Origin of the sequence: Yinghuangia soli, from assembly GCF_021502675.1 — a bacterium.
Classification (GTDB): Bacteria; Actinomycetota; Actinomycetes; order Streptomycetales; family Streptomycetaceae; genus Yinghuangia; species Yinghuangia soli.
Genome location: NZ_JAKFHA010000031.1, coordinates 73,822 through 90,310, shown reverse-complemented (window position 1 = coordinate 90,310; position 16,489 = coordinate 73,822). Strand labels below are relative to the sequence as shown.

The window sequence follows — 16,489 nt, the reverse complement described above, 5'->3', positions numbered from 1 at the left end:
CGGCTGGCTACGAGGGGGGTCTGTACCCTTGCGGTACATTTCGTGTTGGGGTGCATGGCTGCTCTGGGGGTGTGCCGGCCTCCGGCCGCGGTGGGACGTCATCGTGGGTCCTTGGGGGTTCCAGGGGGCCTTGGGCTGGCCTTTCGGTGTTGCTGGTGGGGGGCCCTCTGTGGGTGCCGTCTGGTGGGTTCCGGATGGCTCGGGGCTTCCTTGTAGGGCTTTGCGGGGTCTAGGTGGCTGCTGTGCTGTGTACCCGAGTATGTCACGCTGTAGAGCGTACCGCAAGTGTACCGCATGTATGTGACGGCCGTACATATGTCACGTTCTGCCGTTGCATATTGGTCTGAACCACTGGGGCAATGATACCAGGCTATTTGAAAGGGCTTGGATTCGGGCTGGCGAAGGTGGTCGGTCGAATGGGAATGGGCGGTACGGAAAGGCCACTATGCGGTACAGAATTCGGTATTGGTCGCCCGGCTATTCCTGGGCTGTTGTCCCGTGCCTTGTATTCCTATGCCGGAATACAAGGCGTTGTGGGGACGGCATGGGCCCGGCTGCGCGGTGGCCTCTACAGGGCTTCTACGGCGTGTGCAGGGGCTTCTGCAGCGTGGCGCGGTGGTGCCGGGCGCCGGTCACCAGGATCGCGGCGGCGAGGCGGGGGTCGGTGGTGCCGAGGTCCAGGGTGGACAGCAGCTGCTCGTCGCGTTCGAAGGGGCCTTCACCGTCGGCCGGGTCGCGGCGGTAGTGCAGCGTCGCGGTGGCCTTGGTAAGGGGGGCGTGGCCGCCCGCCACGAGGCCGGCGAACGCCCCGTACGCGCCGCGGGGGTCGTCCTCCCAGCGCAGGGCGGGCATGCCGTCGGCGGGGAGGTAGAAGGCCAGCCCGGGGACCGTGTCGGTTTCCTTGGCCAGGGCGGCGGCGAACTCCTGGTGCCAGCGGCGCTGTTCGTGGCGTTCGCCGTCGCTGACGGCCATGGTGGGTCTCCGTTCCCGGGGTGTTGGCGCGAGTGTAGGGGGCGTGCCCGACAAGGCCGGGCGGGCCGCGGTCAGGCGCCGATGCCGATGTGGGAGACGTAGGTGTAGGCGCCCCAGTCGGAGTCGAGCTCCTGGATGGCGTCGATCCAGATGGCGGCGAGGGCGGCCCCGTCGCCGGCGGCCATCGCGTCGACGGCGTCGTCCCAGATGTAGCGGCCCTGGATGCGGCGCACACGCAGGTTCTCGCGGCGGCGGGTCTCCAGGACGACGTTCTGGTTGATGGGGTGGATCTCGATCGCGGTGCCGCGGCCGCCGCGGTTGAGGTGCTGCTTCAAGGCGCCGGGGCTGGCCAGGACGTTGTGCGCGCGCAGGTTCCAGTACGCGGTGTCGATGGCCTCGGCGTTGGCCGGCAGCGGCCGGCGGGCGCCGCGGGTCCAGGCGCGGAGCGTGGCCGGTGTGGCGGTGATGCCGGCGTCGGCGAGGGCGGCGGGGCCGCCCTGGTGGGTGGTGAGGTAGCGCATGCGGGCCATCAGGCCACGCCGGGTGGTCACCGCCGACTTGATGCCGCCCTCGGTGATCATGCGTTCCAGGGCGTCCTCAAGGGCCTGGCCGAGCGCGTCCCCGCCGTGGATGTTGCCCGGGTCCCGGTCCGCGCCGTACGCGCCGAACCGGCGCCATCCGTCCGTCGACATCTAGCGTCCTTAGCTTTTCTGGGCGTTTTTCCGGGCGGCGCTGCGGGGCAGGGTGTATTGGTCTTTCAGTTTCATTTCCTGGGTCAGGCGGCCTTCGGTGAATACCTGCCGCCAGTCGCCGCCGGTGACGTGGATTTCGTCGGTTCCGCGCAACGAGACCAGGGTGAGGCCTGCTTTGAATGCGCGGTGTGCTTTGTACCAGAGGTTCGCGAAGGCTTGCGACCGGAAGGTGTGCATGTATTCGGATCGGCGGATTTCGCGGTTCGCGCTGGATTCCCCGACGGTCGAGACGAGTTTCGCGTACATGGCCTTGATGTAGGCCTCGGCGACCGTGTCGCCGGCCTTGATGGCGTCCTCGCGGGCCAGAGTCAGGACCCGGCGGAACTTCTCGAACAGGACCTCCGTCCCGCCCGAGGTCCAGCTCTCAGCGATCACCGGGGCCTCGCACAGCCCGAGCGTGTGGCAGCGGATCAGGAGCCGGACGGTGGGGTCGGTCAGGATGATCGGGCCGGTCTCGCGGCGGTTCCCGATCGGGTCGGGCAGGTGCGGATGCTCCCAGGTGGGGCGGGAGTTCAGCAGGTAGGCACCCGAGCGCTTCGGGTCGAACCCGCCGCCTGCGTCGTGGACGAGCTTGCCGATGGGCAGGTGCGTCTTCAGCGCGGACAGGTACGCGGCGTTGGTGTCCAGGACGTCGACCGCGACCGGGGCGCGGGTGCCGGCCTCCAACTCGTCCAGGAGGACGGCGTTGGACCACTTGTGGCGGCCCTCCCATACCTCGTCCGCGCCGTTGCGGGTTTTCTTCCGGAGAATGTCGGGGAGTTCCGGGAAAGCAGTGTGCTCGTAGCGTGAGCCCACCCTGGTGGCCTCGAAAATCGCCATCGCGTCGGGAATCGCTTTTTTCTCCAGCGCGGCGGTCGCGGCCTCGACGTCCCCGCCGTGCGCGGCCAGGGCCCGGTCCACCGCGCGGGTGATCATCGTGGTGAAGTCCGCGTAGTCCCGGCCCCCGTACTTCCCCTCCCCTGCACCCGATACCGGGCGGGAGGCGGCCCGGCGCGGCTGCGGCGAGGAGGCCCCCGAGGGGCGCTGGGAGGCCCGGCGGGGCGCGGTTCCGGCACTGGGCGCAGCGCTGGCGCCTACGGGCTCCAGGGCGCGTTCTGCCGCCTCTTCGAGGCTGTGGTGGTCGAGGTCGTCGACGCCGTCGGGGTCGGCGGAGGCCGGTGGTGCCGTGGTCGGCGGGGCGGGGTCGGCGGGCGGGCGCAGGGCGGTGCCGGGGCGGGTGACCTCGGGCCATGCCCCCGGGGCGGCGGGGGCGGGCGAAGGGCTGGGCGCGGCGGGGGTGTGCGGGGTGTGTACCGCGGGGCGGGCCGGGGCGGGAGCAGGTCCGTGGCCGGGCGCAGTGTCGGGCCGGTGGCCGGGTGCGGGGTTGGGGGTGGTGGGGTTCGGGGGGAAGGCGTCGGCCGGGGGGCGGGCGGGCGGGTCCAGGAGGCGGGCGTGGGCCAGGTCGGCGAACAGGACGGCTTCGCCGAGGGTGCCGAGGTCGCGTTCGGTGGCGGTGGCGTGGACCCAGGTGGTGCCGGGGGTGCCGTCCGTGGTCAGCAGCAGCCGCACGTCCGCTGCCAGGCCGGCGGCTTGCCCGGCGGCGGGGCCGGGGGCGGTGGCGGCCGGGGGCGCGTCCACGACGGCGTCGAGGACGGCGAGGACCGGCACGTGGCGGGTGCGGGCGAGGTGCGCGAGGGCCTGGACGGCGTCGGCGATCTGGGCGGGGCCGGACAGCGGCAGGCGCGGGTCCGGGGCGGTCTGGAGGCGGTCGACGACGACCAGGGCCAGGTGCTCGAGTTCGGCGGCGGTGGCGGTGATCGTGTCGGCGGTCAGGCCCGTGCCGTCGTCGAGGAAGAGGGGGGCGGCGGCCAGGTCGGCGTACAGGATCCGGGCGTCGTCGCGTTCTTCGTCGGTCAGGCGGCCGGCGCGCAGGCGGCGGTAGTCGACCGGCAGGTGCGCGGCGACGATCCGGGCGGCGACGTCGGCTGCGGTCAGCCCGGATGCGGCGTACAGGACCGGCAGGTTCCGGTCCAGGGCGGTGGTCCGGGCCGCGGCGGTCGCCAGGAGGCTTCCGCCGACGCCGGGGGCGGCGGTGATGAGGTAGAGGCGGCCGGGCTGCAGCGGGCCGATCAGGTCGTCCAGGACGCGGATCCCCAACGCGGCACCGGTGGCCGGTGCGGTGGCAGGGTCGGCCGCGGCGGGGGCCAGGACGGTGTCCAGGACGGACCCGAACGAGGCCAGTCGGCGCGGCGCGGGGCGCAGCGACGAGGCCGAGGCGGCCGAGGGTGCCGAGGTCAGGGCCGGGGTGGTTGCCGGCGGTGCGGCGGGCCCGGTAGGGCTCCCGGCGAGGGCCGGGGCGGGGGTGGCCGGGGTGGCAACCGGGTCGGATGCAGCGGCGGCCGGCGCCGGGACAGGCGCGGTGGGGGCCGGGACGGCACCGGGCGGAGCAGCCGGGGCCGGGGCCGGGGTGGTTGCCGGCGGTGCGGCGGCAGGAGCAGCGGGCGGGGCGGTGGGGCCGGGTACGGGCGCGATGGCGGTTCCCTCGTCGGCGGACGCCGCAGCCGGGGCCGGGGCGGCGGGCGGAGCGGGTGCGGTCGTGGTGTCGGTGCCGGGCGCAGCGGCGGACCCGGCGGGGGCCGGGGCGGCAGCCGCGGGGGCGGGCCCGTCCGAGGCGACTTCGGCGGGCTGGGGCGGGGCGGGGGCGTTGCCGGAGGCCGGGGCGCCGCCGGGGGCCGGGGCGGTGGGGCTGGGCGCGGGGGTGCCGATAGGGGTGGCGGGCAGGAGGACGGCGACGGGGGTGGAGTGGCGGCGCAGGACCTGCGGGGCGCCGGTGGCGGCGTGGGCGATGAGGTCGCCGAGGTGCTTGCGGCCCTCCACCGTCGAATACAGGGGCGCTCCGGTGAGGTTCCAGCCCAGCGCCCGCGCGGTTTCGGGGCTGGTCAGGACCGCGCGGTCGCCGCGGCTGGCCAGCACGGTGGCTGTCCCGGTGGTGGCGGCGTGGACCAGCTGCGGCAGCGCGGCACGGGCCTGATGGAGCGTGCCCGGACCCGGCGCCACCACCAGGCCCGGCACCAGGGCCGCCGCGAGAGAGGCCGGGGCGGCCGGGGCCGGGATTGTCCCGGGAGCCGGGAGGCTGGTTGCGGGGGCGTCCGGGACGGAGCCGTCTCCGGCCGCCGGGGCCGGGGCGGCGGGGGCGGCGGGGGCGGGGAGCTCCGGTGCAGCGCTCCCCTGCGTGGCCAGAGCCGGGGCCGGGGCGGCCGAGGCGTTCGCGGCGTTGGAGGGTTCGGGCGCGGCGGGGGCCGGCCGGGCAACGCCGGTACCGGCGCCCGGGGTTGCGCTGCCGGGGACCGGCACGGCCGCCGGGGCGGGGGCGTGGCCGGCGGGGGCCTGGCCGGCGGGAGCGGGCGTTGCGCTGCCGGCGGTCGGGGCGGCGGTCGGGGCGGCGGGGAGGAGGACGGCGACGGGGGTGCTGTGGCGGTACACGACCTGCGGGGCCCCCTCGGCGGCGGCCCGGATGAGCGGGCCCAGGTGCTTGCGGGCGTCCGCAACCCCGTGCGCGGGCGCGGCGGTGAGGTCCCAGCCCGCGGCGGCCGCGGCCGCCGGGGCGGTCAGATGGGCGTGGTGCGGGCCGGTCGACAGCGCGGTGGTCGTGCCCGCCTGGGCGGCGCGCAGCAGGCGGGGCAGCTCCGCGCGGGCCTCGTGGAGCGTGGCCGGACCCGGAACCGGGGCCAGCACAGCAGCAGGTGCGGCGGCGGGCACGGGCGCAGCAACCGGCGCGGCGGGCTCGGGAACCAGCCCCGTAACCGGTGCGGGTGCGGGAACCGGCGCGGGTGCAGGCGGGGCACCGGCGGTGCGGACAGCCGCAGGCTCGGGCTCGGGCTCGGGCTCGGCCGCAGGCGACCCGGCGGCGGCCGGGGCCCGGCCACCGGCGCCGGCACCGGCGGTGCTGGGCGACGGCGCCGCGGAACGGGCTTTGCGGGCCGGGGACTTGCGTGTCGGCGACGCGGGCGGGGCGGCGGCGGGAGCCGGGACCGGAGGGGCGGCGGCCGGGGCGGGCCCGTCGGGGACGGTGGTGTGCACCGCCGGGGTAGCCGCGGGCGCGGAGGAACGGGCCTTGCGTGCCGAAGACTTGCGCGCAGGCGCAGCGGGGTCGGGCGCAGCGGGGTCGGGCGCAGCGGGGTCGGGCGCAGCCGAGGCCGGACCGGCCGGAGTGACCCGGCCTACGGGAGCGGCCGGAGGGCCGTCGGGAGCCGCGGCCGGGAGGGCGGGGCGGATGTAGCGGGTCCAGGTCAACTCCAGGAGGTCGTACAGCTCCTGGGCGGTGGTGTGGCGGGGGCCGCCGAACGCGGGACGGTCCGCGGTGAGCAGGGTGTGCCAATCGCTGCCGGTCACGCGGATCTCCGCCAGCGCGGTCACCGCCTCGCGCAACGAAGCGCCGGCCGAGGTGGCCAGGCGGCCCCGCGCCGGAGACACCAGACGCTCCGCGGCCGCGGCAAGGCGCTCCAAAGCCTCGTAGGGCGGGACCTCCGGGTCCGTCCACACCGCATCGTCCGGGTCCGGCAGCGCCCACCCCGCAGCAAGGCCGGCTGCAGGCGACGCGGATGCGGCAGGTGTGCCGGACGGCATGGCCGAACCGGCCGGAGTGGAAGGCTTGCCGGGCGGCAGAGCGGGCACAGCGGCAGGACCAGCGGGCGGACGGGTCTGCCGGGCCTTGGACTTCCCGGTCCTGGTGGCAGGCACAGCCGCTGCGGGCTCGGACGGCTTCACCACGACAGGACCTCCATCAGCGACAAGCAGGCCGCCGGCCGGAACCGCCGGCGGGCCCGCTGGTGGGGCGGCCTTGTCCGAGAATGACACCGCCGGCACCGGATCGGCCGACAATCCCGCCGGCTCCCCCGACCCGCGCGGCACCGGCCTGCCCGGCTTGGCCTTGCCCGGCTTCGACGGCGCTGGCTCAGACGACACCGACTCGGGCCTGCTCGGCTTCACCACGGCAGCAACCCCCAACCCGCACCGACAACGACAGAACACGAGCACGACACGGGTACATCGACGGCGGGGCAGCGCAGCGGACTGCGGCAGCCCCGGAGAGATGTACCGACTAGGGGATCGTACCGCAGTTCGGTACATAAATAGCGTGACACGCGAAGGAATGTCACGAAAGACGGAACGGGGGGAGGCGGAGGAGCAGGAGTGGCCGGCCGGCACAGGCCCGACATAGGGACCACTCAGGCAGGCGGGAGCAGACAACGGGGACAGCAGCCGACCCGCGAAAGCCCTGCCTGGAACGCGACGGACGCGCGGTGCCCGACGATCCCGGTGCAGCTGGCAGGGAGTGGGGGGCGGTGGCGGGGTACACCACGTTCTCCTTCCTCGGGGTGCCCGCGGAGAACGACTCGGCCGATTCGTCGATGTCGGCCTCGGCTGGGGGCCGTTGCCGTGCATGCGCACGGGATTGCCGGTGGCGGGCCGTTGTGGGAGGCACGCATTCTCGCCGAAGCGGCGTCAGCGACGGCGGCGCGCGGCGACACTGCGGTGACGCGGCGCGGCATGCCGGCGGCCGCTCGAGCGGCCGCCGGACGATTGACACGGATGAACGCAACGGGGCCGGGGGATCGGCCGGGCGTTCGGGGCACGCCGCGGGCGTGGAACGCGCGGCCGAGGGGGTCGGGCGGTGGGATCGGGGTGGAGTGCGGTGCTGACGGGGGTGTTTCGGGTTGCCCCGTTGCGGGGCGAGACGACGTGGTCGTTCGTGGGTCGGGTCGCCGGGGCCTACGGGCTGGGCGCCGATGACGTGTCGGGGCATTGGCGGTGGCTCAACCACCGCCCCCGGCATGCGGGTGGAGCGGGGCGGGCGGATGCGGAGATGGTGTTCGACGCGGCGGGGCGGGCGGCGCTGGTGGGGTTGTGCGGGGTTGCGGAGGGGGTTCTCGGGCGGGCGCTTCCGTCGTGGGGCTGCGGCCTCGATGAGGCCGGTGGGCGGTCCTCGGTTGAGGGGCCGTCGGCGAAGTGGCGGGTGGGTGGCGCTGTGGTGGGGCCGGTGGCGTTCGGGTGCCGGCTGTGCGCGGCGCGGCGTACGGGGGCTGCGGTGCGGGTGGTCGGGTACGCGCGCGGGTGGGAGCGGGTGTGCGGGCGGCACGGGCGGTGGCGCCTGGACGCGGACGCCGACCAGGAAATGGAGCACCTCGATCTGCGCGGGCTCCCGGAGGTGGTGCGGGCGCAGCGGCGGTGGGCTGGGGTGGCGCGGCGGGCGGTGCGGGCGGGGGTGGAGTCGGGGGCGGTGTTCGGCCTCGCGCGGGCGGTGGTGTGCCGGTGGTGGGACGCGGCGTTGGGGTGGGAGCGGGAGCGGGTGTGGCCACGTCGGCTGCACGTGGTCGCGGGAGGGGACGCCGGGGGTGATTTCGCGTGGTGGCGCATTGTCGGGCGGGACGCGGTCGTCTTCCCGGAAGTCGTCGCGGTGGCCGATGCGTTGCTGGACCCGGCGATGGTGGAGCGGGTGTGGCATGACCGGGGTGGTGCGGGGCGTGCCCGGGCGCCGCGGGCGGGCGAGGAGTTGTGCCGGGAGCTCGGGGAGCGGGTCGGGCGGCCGTGGCTCGGGCCGGTGATCGCGGTCGACTACGGCGGTCCGCTGACCGCGTGGATGGGTGCCACGGCCCGTCGGCGGCGGAACGGAGTCGACCGGAGCGGCAGTGTCGGTGGCGGTGCCGCGTCGGGGACGGGGTTCGGGTACGCGGATGACCCGTGGTGGGTACGGAAGGAGGACCAGCCGGTCACCATGGCCGCGCAGTTGCGGGTGCTGGGCAAGGAGAAGAAGGCGGGCGGTTCGGGCACGCGGTGGCGCGCTGCGGTGCCGGCCGAGGAACGCATGCTGCTCGGCGCACTCGTGAAGGAAGCGGAGGAGCAGTTGGTCCAGTTACGCGGGGCGCAGACCGGTAGCACCGCGGACGCCGCACAGCAGCTCCTGGAGAACCTGTCCCGGGCTGTCGATCTCCTTGGCAACGCCAGGTGGCGGACCGCTGTCGTCGCCCTGAACGCCGGGGTCGCGGTCGAGGACGTGGCCCGGTGGGCCAGGGTGACCGTCGGAGAACTGGCGGACGTGCTCAAGGTCGAGGAGGACGAGGCCGGATAGCCGCGGCCGCGGGTCCGGGGTGACGGCCCCAGCGGCGACCACGTCGGTGCTGTGCGTGTCGTCGAGCTCTATCTCACCTGGCGGTGCCTCGGGAGCAAAAACGCGGAATCGGCCCGCCGGGTCGGAGGGCCGGTTTGGCTGGCGCGCGTGATCGGTGAGGGCGATGGCGCGGAAGCCGGGGCTGTGGGGGCGGGGTTCGAGGCGGTGTTCGTCGACCCGGGCGGGCAGGTGGCGCGGCAGAGGTGGGTGGACGCGGCGTGGGCGGTGGCGTTCGAGGACCTGGACCCGGTGGCGGCTTTCCCGGTCGTGCCAGGACGCCGGTGGGGGCCGGGGCTGTGGTGGTCGGCGACCACCGGCCGGCATGTCGCGTGCGGATCGAACGCGATGCGGATCCAGTTGGCGGTGCTCGACCGCGACCCGCGGGTCGTGGGCATGGCCGGGCGGCCGGTGCGGCTGCTGTGGCGCAACGGCGCGGGTCGGGTGCGGTCGTGGGTGCCGCAGGTGTTCGCCCGGTATGCGGACGGCACCGCGTTGCTCGCTGACTGCCCGGGCCACCCCGAGGCCGGCGGCGAACGCGCATTACGGGCCGCGGAAGCGGTGGCGGAGGCGTGCGCACGGGTCGGTTTCGCGTACCAGCGGCTGGAGCCGCCGGGGGCGGCGTTCGCGGCGAACCTGCGCTGGCTGGCGGGGTACCGGCATCCGCGCAACGCAGGCCGGCCCGGGCTGCTGGGCCTGGTGGTCGAGGCGTTCGCGCGGCCGCGGCCGCTGGCGGACGGCGTCGACGCGGTCGGCGATCCGATCGAGGTCCTGCCTGTCGCGTTCCATGCTCTGTGGCACGGGCATCTGACGGCGCCGCTGGATGCGCCGCTGCACGAACGGGTCCTGGTGCACGCGCCGGTGCCGGGTGCCAGGCACGGTGGTGGTGGCCGGAGGGAGGCGGAGTGACCCGGGCGGGGCAGGGCGGGCGGCGGCCGGTGGTCGCGGTCGGCGGGCGGGTGCGGTTCCGCGGGGCGCGGTGGCAGGTCGTCGCGCTGTCCGGGCAGCATGTCCACCTGGCCGGCGAGGACGGGGCGAACGAGGCGGTGCTGGCCGGGCACCTGTTCGCCGACCCTGGGTTCGCGGTCCTGGGTGAGGACGGCGGCCGGGCGCAGGCAGTACCGCAGTGGGGGCTGTTCGAGACCGCACCGGCGGCTGCGCGGGAGAAGGCGCTGGCGTGGCAGCGGCACATCCGCGAGGTCGAGAGCGGGAACCCCGGCGGGAACGGGGGTGGTACCGGCGCGAACGGTGGGGTGGTGCGGGCGGAGTACGACCCGGCGCTGCGGACTCTCGCCGAGCGGGAGCAGGCCAAGGCCGCGGAGCTGACCGCGCTGGGCTTCGGGCGGGTGTCGCGGGCGACGGTGCAGCGGATGCGCGGCCGGTACCGCAGGCAGGGGTTGTGGGGGCTGGTCGACCAGCGGACCACCCGCGGCGCCGACGGGGCGCTGCGGACCGACGAACGGGTGACCGCCGCGATCGCCGATGTGCTCCGGGCGCGGCGGGGGCGGTCCAAGGGCACCGTCAGCGGCCTGATGCCCGCCGTCGCACACCTGCTCAAAGACCGGCACCGCGGTGCGGTGGCGATGCCGTCGCGGGCCACGTTCTACCGGCTGGTCGACCAACTCGCCCACCCCGCGGACCATCCGGGCAAGCCCGTGCGCAACCCGCCGGTCACCGAGGACGGGCACCGGCTGGTTCCGACCGTGGCGCTGCGGCCCGGCGAGCAGGTCCAAGTCGACACGACCCGGCTGGACGTCCTGGCGGTGTTCGAGGACGGCTCGGTCGGGCGGCCGGAGCTGACCATCGCCGTCGACGTCGCCACCCGGGCAATCCTGGCCGCGGTGCTGTGCCCGGGCGGGACGCAGGCGGTGGATGCGGCGCTGCTGCTCGCGGAGGTGGCCGTCCCCCGCCCGGCCCGCCCCACGTGGCCGGAGGTGCTGCGGTTCGACCGGTCGCGGGTGCTGCCCCACCGGCGGCTGACGGCGCTGGACGAGCGGCTCGCGGGGGCTGCGGCACGGCCGGTCGCGGTGCCGGAGACGATCGTCGTCGACCGCGGGAAGGTCTTCGTGTCGCGGGCGTTCACCGCCGCGTGCGAGGCGCTGGGGATCTCCGTCCAGCCCGCCCCGCCGTTCGCGCCGACCGCGAAAGGCATCGTCGAGCGGACGTTCGGGTCGATCAACTCGCTGTTCTGCCAGCACCTGCCCGGCTACACCGGCCCGAACGTCACCCGCCGCGGCCGGGATGCGGAGCGGGAGGCGTGCTTGAGCGTTCCGGAGTTGCAGGACCTCCTCGACGAGTGGCTCGTGCACTGGCACCACCGCCCGCACGAGGGGCTCCGCCATCCGGTGATGCCGAAGGCGGCGCTGACACCGAACCAGATGTGGGCTGCCCTCGTCGCGGCCGCGGGGTATGTACCGGTGCCGCTGGGGCGGAGCGACTACCTCGAACTGCTGCCAGTGCGGTGGCACGCCATCACCGAACGCGGGATCCGCCTGCACCACCGCACCTACGACCACGACCTCCTTGCCCCGTACCGCGGCCAGGCCTCCCCCGTCACCGCGCGCGGCGGGAAGTGGGAGGTCCACACCAACCCCCACGACGCCCGCCAGATCTGGGTCCGGCTCCCCGGCTGCGGCCTCACCGAGATCCCGTGGATCCACCGCGACCACGCCCACCATCCGTTCAGCGAACGCGTCTGGGAGCACCTGCGCACCACCGCCACCGGCACCGGCACCGGCACCGGCACCGGTGCCCTCCACGGGGCCGGCGGCGACCACACCCACAGCGACCGCGTCGAAGCCGACCTCGCCGACGCCCTCGACCACCTCGTCCGCCGCGCCCGCACCGGGCACGCCACCGCCTTGCCCGCGCCCCCACACCCCTCCCACCGCCGCGCCCCCGGCACGGCCCGCACGCACCCGACGACAGCGAAGCCACCCCGGGCACGGACGCGGACGGCCTCGACGAACTCGACGACGGGCCCGACGAGACCGTCCTGGGGGCGGATACCGACGATGGTCCCGACTCCCCCACCCGGCCGTGGACCGGGGCCGGACTCGGGCTCTACGACGCCGAAACGGAAGCCCTGCAATGGTGAGCACCGGCCGGCCGCGGCACGGCGACGCCCCGGGAACGCCTGCCAGGGCGCGGGCACACGGTGCGCACGACACCACGTCCGCGGACCCGGCGTACGAGGACACAGCCGCAGAGGCGTGGCCGGTGACGACCTGGCAGGGCTGGCAGTACTTCGCCGCCACACCGCCCGCGGCGCCGCCCGCCCCCCCCCGGCGACCCGCCGCGCAGCAGGGAGGAACGCCTCGCCTACCACTCGGCGTTCGTCACGGTCCACACCCCGGCCATCGACACCCTCGCGACCACCGTGCGGACCCTGATGATCCTCGGCCGCCACCAACACACCACCGCCCGACCCGGGTTGATCGTCACCGGGCCCGCCACCGCGGGGAAGACCACTGCGCTGCTCCACGTCGGACGCACCTGCCACCTCGCCCACGCACGCCGCAACCCGACCCCGCCCGGGCCCGCGCACACCCCCGTCCCGGTCGCGTACGTCCTGGTCCCGCCCGGCGCGACCGCGAAGACCCTCGCCGCCGAGTTCGCCCGCTACCTCGGCATCCCCGTCACCGCCCGGATGACGCAGGCCCAGATCACCGAGGCGGTCTGCCACACCTACCACCGCGCCGGCGTGCGCCTGGTCCTCATCGACGAGATCCACCGGCTCAACCCGCGCACCACCACCGGCGCGGAAACCGCCGACCTGCTCAAAGACCTCACCGAACGCATCGCGGCGACGTTCGTGTACGCCGGCATCGACGTCACCACGACACCGCTGTTCACCGGGGTCCGCGGAGCGCAACTCGCCGGACGGGCATCCCTGGTCGAGTGCGGGGCGTTCCCCGCCAGACTCGGCACCCGCGAACCCTTCAAAGAACTCATCGCCGGCGTAGAAGACGCACTCGACCTCCGGGCGCACAGGCCCGGCACACTCCCCCGCCTCGCGTCCTATCTCCACCAGCGCACCGCCGGCCGGATCGGAAGCCTGACCCGCCTGGTCCGCCACGCCGCGATCAACGCCATCCTCGACGGCACCGAACGCATCACCCGAACCAGTCTCGACCAGGTCCGCCTCGACCATCTCGCCGAAACCCACCACACCACCATCAGGCCGGCCCGCCCCCGCCGCCGATAACCCCCAAGGTGCCCAGCCTGACCAGCAAGAACACCCCTTGACCAACCGGAAAAACCGCCGGTGCCATTAGACGGGGGAAGACACCTACAACACCCACGACCCGTCTCACCCAAACCGCGATACCCACAGGCCGCACCACTCGCGCCCCCGCCGACCCACCCCGGGAACCGTCTCACCACACCTGCGACACCCCAGGCCACACCGGCCCTCGCACCGCAACCCACCACCCCCCGAGCGACAGCCGCCCCGCCGAGTACCTGCAGCTCCAATGGCCGAGTTTCCAGGGCGGCATCCGTTCGTTGGCAAGTTCATGATCATTCGACGCATTGCCACGGTTTGCACCGCGGCCACCGCGGCCGTCCTGCTCGCGAGCCCTATGGCGAACGCAGGCGACCTCTGGGAGTGGATCAACCGGGAACAGCACGTCGAGGGCGGGGGCGCCAAGGTCACCGACCGGTCGCAGAGCCAGATCTCCGTGGACGAGGACGAGGATGAGGACGCGGATGAGTGATGCAGCCTGCCCCGGTGAAGGCGTGGCTTTGTTCATGGGAGCCGGTTCCGGGCAACCTCTGTAGAGGCAGGTCCAGAACCGTTGTCGACCAAGCGGGCATGCCGGTGCACCGGCTCAGGGGAACGCCCCGTTCGCGTCGCCGTCACTGTGCCGGCTACGCGAACGGCACCGTGACGGCGTCACGGCCCCCACGGCCTGCAGCGTGGGTCACGGCGGTTCAAGGACGCCTACTCAGCGGCGTCATCCGCGCCGGGTGTCGGGCTCGGTGGGCTTCCGGGCCTGGAGGGCGGCGGCGAGTTCGGTGTCGCGCGTGCGCACGCGTTGCTTGCCTTCGCTGCGGATGCGTTCGGTGTCGCGGCACGGCCCGCACCGAGGGGCGGGCGTCGAACGCGTGGACCGCTTCCTGCAGTCGGCGCATCCTCGCCACGCACCGCTCCCGGGTCGTGCCGGTGAACACGAACGCCACCGGCGGGTAGCCCTCCCGGCCGGTCGCCGGGTACACCCGCGACCACAACCGGAACGGGTGCACGTCCTCATCTCGGGCGTGCTCCGCCTTCTTCGCGTCGGCCTTCGACGCCAGGAGTTCGAACCACTCCCGGTACCGGCGCAGTTTCTCCACCAGGTCGTCGACCTGCTCGGTGCCGCGGTCGACTTCGCGGCATCGCCACTCGGCCGCGGCGTCTAGTACACGAACACCTCCGTGGTCACGGAGGTGGCACCGCCGGCGTCGATGTACGACTTGAATTGTGCGTCTCGGAACCCCGGGAGGCGGTCTCTGAGTTCCTCGCCCAAGACCTCGGCCATCTGCGTCGCGCTGCGGTTGTAGGCGAAGGGTGCCGTGATGAAGATCAGCACCAGCCCCGCTCTTTCCGAACCGTAGAGACTGCGCATGTGCTCCAACCAACGGTCCACGAAAACCTGCTGCACGGAAATCGTGTCCGCCCAGAACTCTCCCGGCGACTGTGCGCCGAAGCCCGGGTCCCGTACCGCCCGTCTCAGGCCCGCCGGGGCCGTCGCAGACGCCGCTCCGGTCGGCGATCGCGTCGGGCTGCTGTCCTCGGAGGAGGGGCCCGGTGAGTCGCGGCCGCCCCATCGGAGCGCGGTGGCGGTGACGGCAAGTGTCACCGCCGCTCCCAGGCCCAGGCCCAGGCCGAGGGCTGTCCGGCGGTCCGGACCGATGCGCTCCGACTCCTCGGGTTCAGCGACGATGTAGCCCTCTTCCGGGACCTCCAACCGCTCGTGCAGGCCCTGCAAGGCCTCGGTGTCGTGGCCGAGGCCTTCGGTGGCGTCGCGGAGCAGTCGCTCGCAGTACGCCAGGAGCACGCTGCCGGGTGCCGCATGCCAGTACGGAACCGGGAGCGGTGCGGCCCTGCCTTCGCCTGCTGCGGCCGCCGCCCCACCGGCCGGCTCCGTCACGAGAGTGCCCGGGCCGTCGTTGGCGCTGCCTTCCTGCGCGGGGCCCTCGGAGATGTCGAGGTCCGGTCTGGCGACCAGACGCCGCCGCAACTCACCGATGATCTCAAGGGCCTGCTTGCGGTTCCCTTCGGCGACGGGTATCAGCTCGTGCCCTCTGGCCTGCTGGTGCCGCGCGACCGCGATATCGGTTTCGACCACGGCACGATCCACAGTGCCGACCGGGGCGGCGAGTTGCGCGGTCAGCCTGGCGATTTCCTGCTCAAGGAACAGGACGGTTCCCTGGAGCTTGATCACGTAGAGGTCCGCGCTGTGACGCGCGGCTTCCGCGCTGTGCAGTTCCTCATGCAGCCTGATCCGCGCTTGGAGGTCGGCCACTTGCGCCGTGGCTGCGAGGAGTTGCGGGGACGGCGTGTCCAGGTCGTGCCCGACCGCAGGAGTCGGCACGGCGGTGGTGTCGTCGCCGTCCTTTCGGCCGCGTGCCGCGAGCCACGTCCGGGCGTCGCCGGTGCGGCGGGCGTCGCTGCGTGGTCCAGCCTGGGCCCGCATGAGTGCGACGTGGCGCTGCTGCCACGTCGTACGGTCGACAAGGCGCGGGTCCAACGGCTCCTTCGAGCAGGCCTTCAGTGCATCGAGGAAGGCCTCCACTGCCTTCGGGTCGCGTGGGATCGTCTTGCCGGTCAGCCAGTTGCTGACGGTCTGCTTGGCGCACAGCCCACGGCCATGGTCGGCCACGTCTTCCAGACGCGGCTTCCCGGCCGCCGCGTAGACGGCTTTCAACTGCGCGGTGAACCTCTGGCGCTCCTGACCCGTCACCGTCCCGACTCCCCCGCCGTCATCCGACTCGGACAGCGCCAAGTCTAGGAATCCGCCCAGCGTGCGGAGGGGTGTCCGTCCGAGTCGGACGCCCCCGTCCGGCTTCAGTGCCGGACGGGCCGAACCCAGCTGAAGTGGTCGTACTACCACGCAACCCCGGCAGAGGACGGTGTCGACGTGCTTTCACTTCTCAACCAGTTCGGCTCGCATCCGACGACGATCGCGGTGCTCATGGGCACTGCGCTGTGCATCCGCCCTGCAGCGCTGCTGATCGGCATGCTCGCCGCGCTCCGCACGACCATCGGCCGCGGCCGTGAGCGGCTCTTCACCGCGTTCGCGAACGCCCTGAGCACTCGGCCGCCGAAGAACCGCCGGTTCCCGGGCCCGCCGAACCGGCCCTGACAACGAGGCCCGCGTCGGAGAACGGCAAAGCGCCTGCGCTGGGCAAAGTCGGTCACTTCGCGGCGCGGCGCAAGGCGCTGCGGTCGTCATGGACGCCGACGGGTCGGACTGGGTGTGAATTTGGATCGTGCTTCACGGCGCGGGATCTTGCACGGTGGATGGCGTACTCGGCGGTGGCCCCGTGGTGTTGCCGAGGTCCCCGTGGACGTCGAAGCGCCGTCGGCCCGGCCCGGGGCCCCCCGGGGGGGGCACGCTGGGGTGGAATGATAAGG

At 74.1% G+C, this 16,489-nt stretch carries 9 protein-coding genes and 2 pseudogenes; 7 read left to right on the top strand and 4 right to left on the bottom strand.

Annotated features, from left to right (window positions below; translation table 11 throughout):
* Positions 1 to 579 precede the first annotated feature (579 nt).
* The 3 genes from LZ495_RS34330 to LZ495_RS44385 all read right to left on the bottom strand — a co-directional run bounded on the left by LZ495_RS34330 (position 580) and on the right by LZ495_RS44385 (position 6,377).
* Positions 580 to 972: a hypothetical protein gene (locus LZ495_RS34330; protein WP_235057041.1), complete on the bottom strand. Its 393-nt coding sequence runs from the start codon at positions 970 to 972 to the stop codon at positions 580 to 582.
* Positions 973 to 1,043: 71 nt separating this feature from the next.
* Positions 1,044 to 1,664 (bottom strand): hypothetical protein, encoded by a 621-nt coding sequence (locus LZ495_RS34325; RefSeq protein ID WP_235057040.1) that lies wholly within the window; start codon positions 1,662 to 1,664, stop codon positions 1,044 to 1,046.
* A 9-nt stretch (positions 1,665 to 1,673) separates the two neighbouring features.
* The gene (locus LZ495_RS44385; RefSeq protein WP_308268685.1) at positions 1,674 to 6,377 is read right to left on the bottom strand and encodes a type II toxin-antitoxin system prevent-host-death family antitoxin; all 4,704 of its coding nucleotides are present in this window, start codon (positions 6,375 to 6,377) and stop codon (positions 1,674 to 1,676) included.
* Positions 6,378 to 7,743: 1,366 nt separating this feature from the next.
* On the opposite strand from LZ495_RS44385, the gene LZ495_RS34310 reads away from it, so the two are divergent.
* The 6 genes and pseudogenes from LZ495_RS34310 to LZ495_RS34285 all read left to right on the top strand — a co-directional run bounded on the left by LZ495_RS34310 (position 7,744) and on the right by LZ495_RS34285 (position 14,271).
* Positions 7,744 to 8,832, top strand: a complete 1,089-nt coding sequence (locus LZ495_RS34310; protein ID WP_308268684.1) for a DNA-binding protein — start codon at positions 7,744 to 7,746, stop codon at positions 8,830 to 8,832.
* Between the two features lie 147 nt (positions 8,833 to 8,979).
* Positions 8,980 to 9,777, top strand: a complete 798-nt coding sequence (locus tag LZ495_RS34305; protein ID WP_235057038.1) for a TnsA-like heteromeric transposase endonuclease subunit — start codon at positions 8,980 to 8,982, stop codon at positions 9,775 to 9,777.
* A gap of 461 nt (positions 9,778 to 10,238) precedes the next feature.
* Positions 10,239 to 11,015, top strand: a pseudogene (locus LZ495_RS45475) (integrase catalytic domain-containing protein); the annotation flags it as partial.
* A gap of 1,072 nt (positions 11,016 to 12,087) precedes the next feature.
* Positions 12,088 to 13,075, top strand: a pseudogene (locus LZ495_RS34295) (TniB family NTP-binding protein).
* 310 nt (positions 13,076 to 13,385) lie between these two features.
* Positions 13,386 to 13,586: a hypothetical protein gene (locus LZ495_RS34290; RefSeq protein WP_235057035.1), complete on the top strand. Its 201-nt coding sequence runs from the start codon at positions 13,386 to 13,388 to the stop codon at positions 13,584 to 13,586.
* A 523-nt stretch (positions 13,587 to 14,109) separates the two neighbouring features.
* Positions 14,110 to 14,271 (top strand): hypothetical protein, encoded by a 162-nt coding sequence (locus LZ495_RS34285; RefSeq protein ID WP_235057034.1) that lies wholly within the window; start codon positions 14,110 to 14,112, stop codon positions 14,269 to 14,271.
* Here LZ495_RS34285 and LZ495_RS34280 read toward each other — a convergent pair.
* Positions 14,268 to 15,857: a hypothetical protein gene (locus tag LZ495_RS34280; protein WP_235057033.1), complete on the bottom strand. Its 1,590-nt coding sequence runs from the start codon at positions 15,855 to 15,857 to the stop codon at positions 14,268 to 14,270. The genes LZ495_RS34285 and LZ495_RS34280 overlap by 4 nt on opposite strands.
* Positions 15,858 to 15,992: 135 nt before the next feature.
* Between LZ495_RS34280 and LZ495_RS34275 the strand changes: the two genes are divergently transcribed.
* On the top strand, positions 15,993 to 16,217 hold the full coding sequence (locus LZ495_RS34275; RefSeq protein WP_235057032.1) for a hypothetical protein: 225 nt from the start codon (positions 15,993 to 15,995) through the stop codon (positions 16,215 to 16,217).
* Positions 16,218 to 16,489 lie beyond the last annotated feature (272 nt).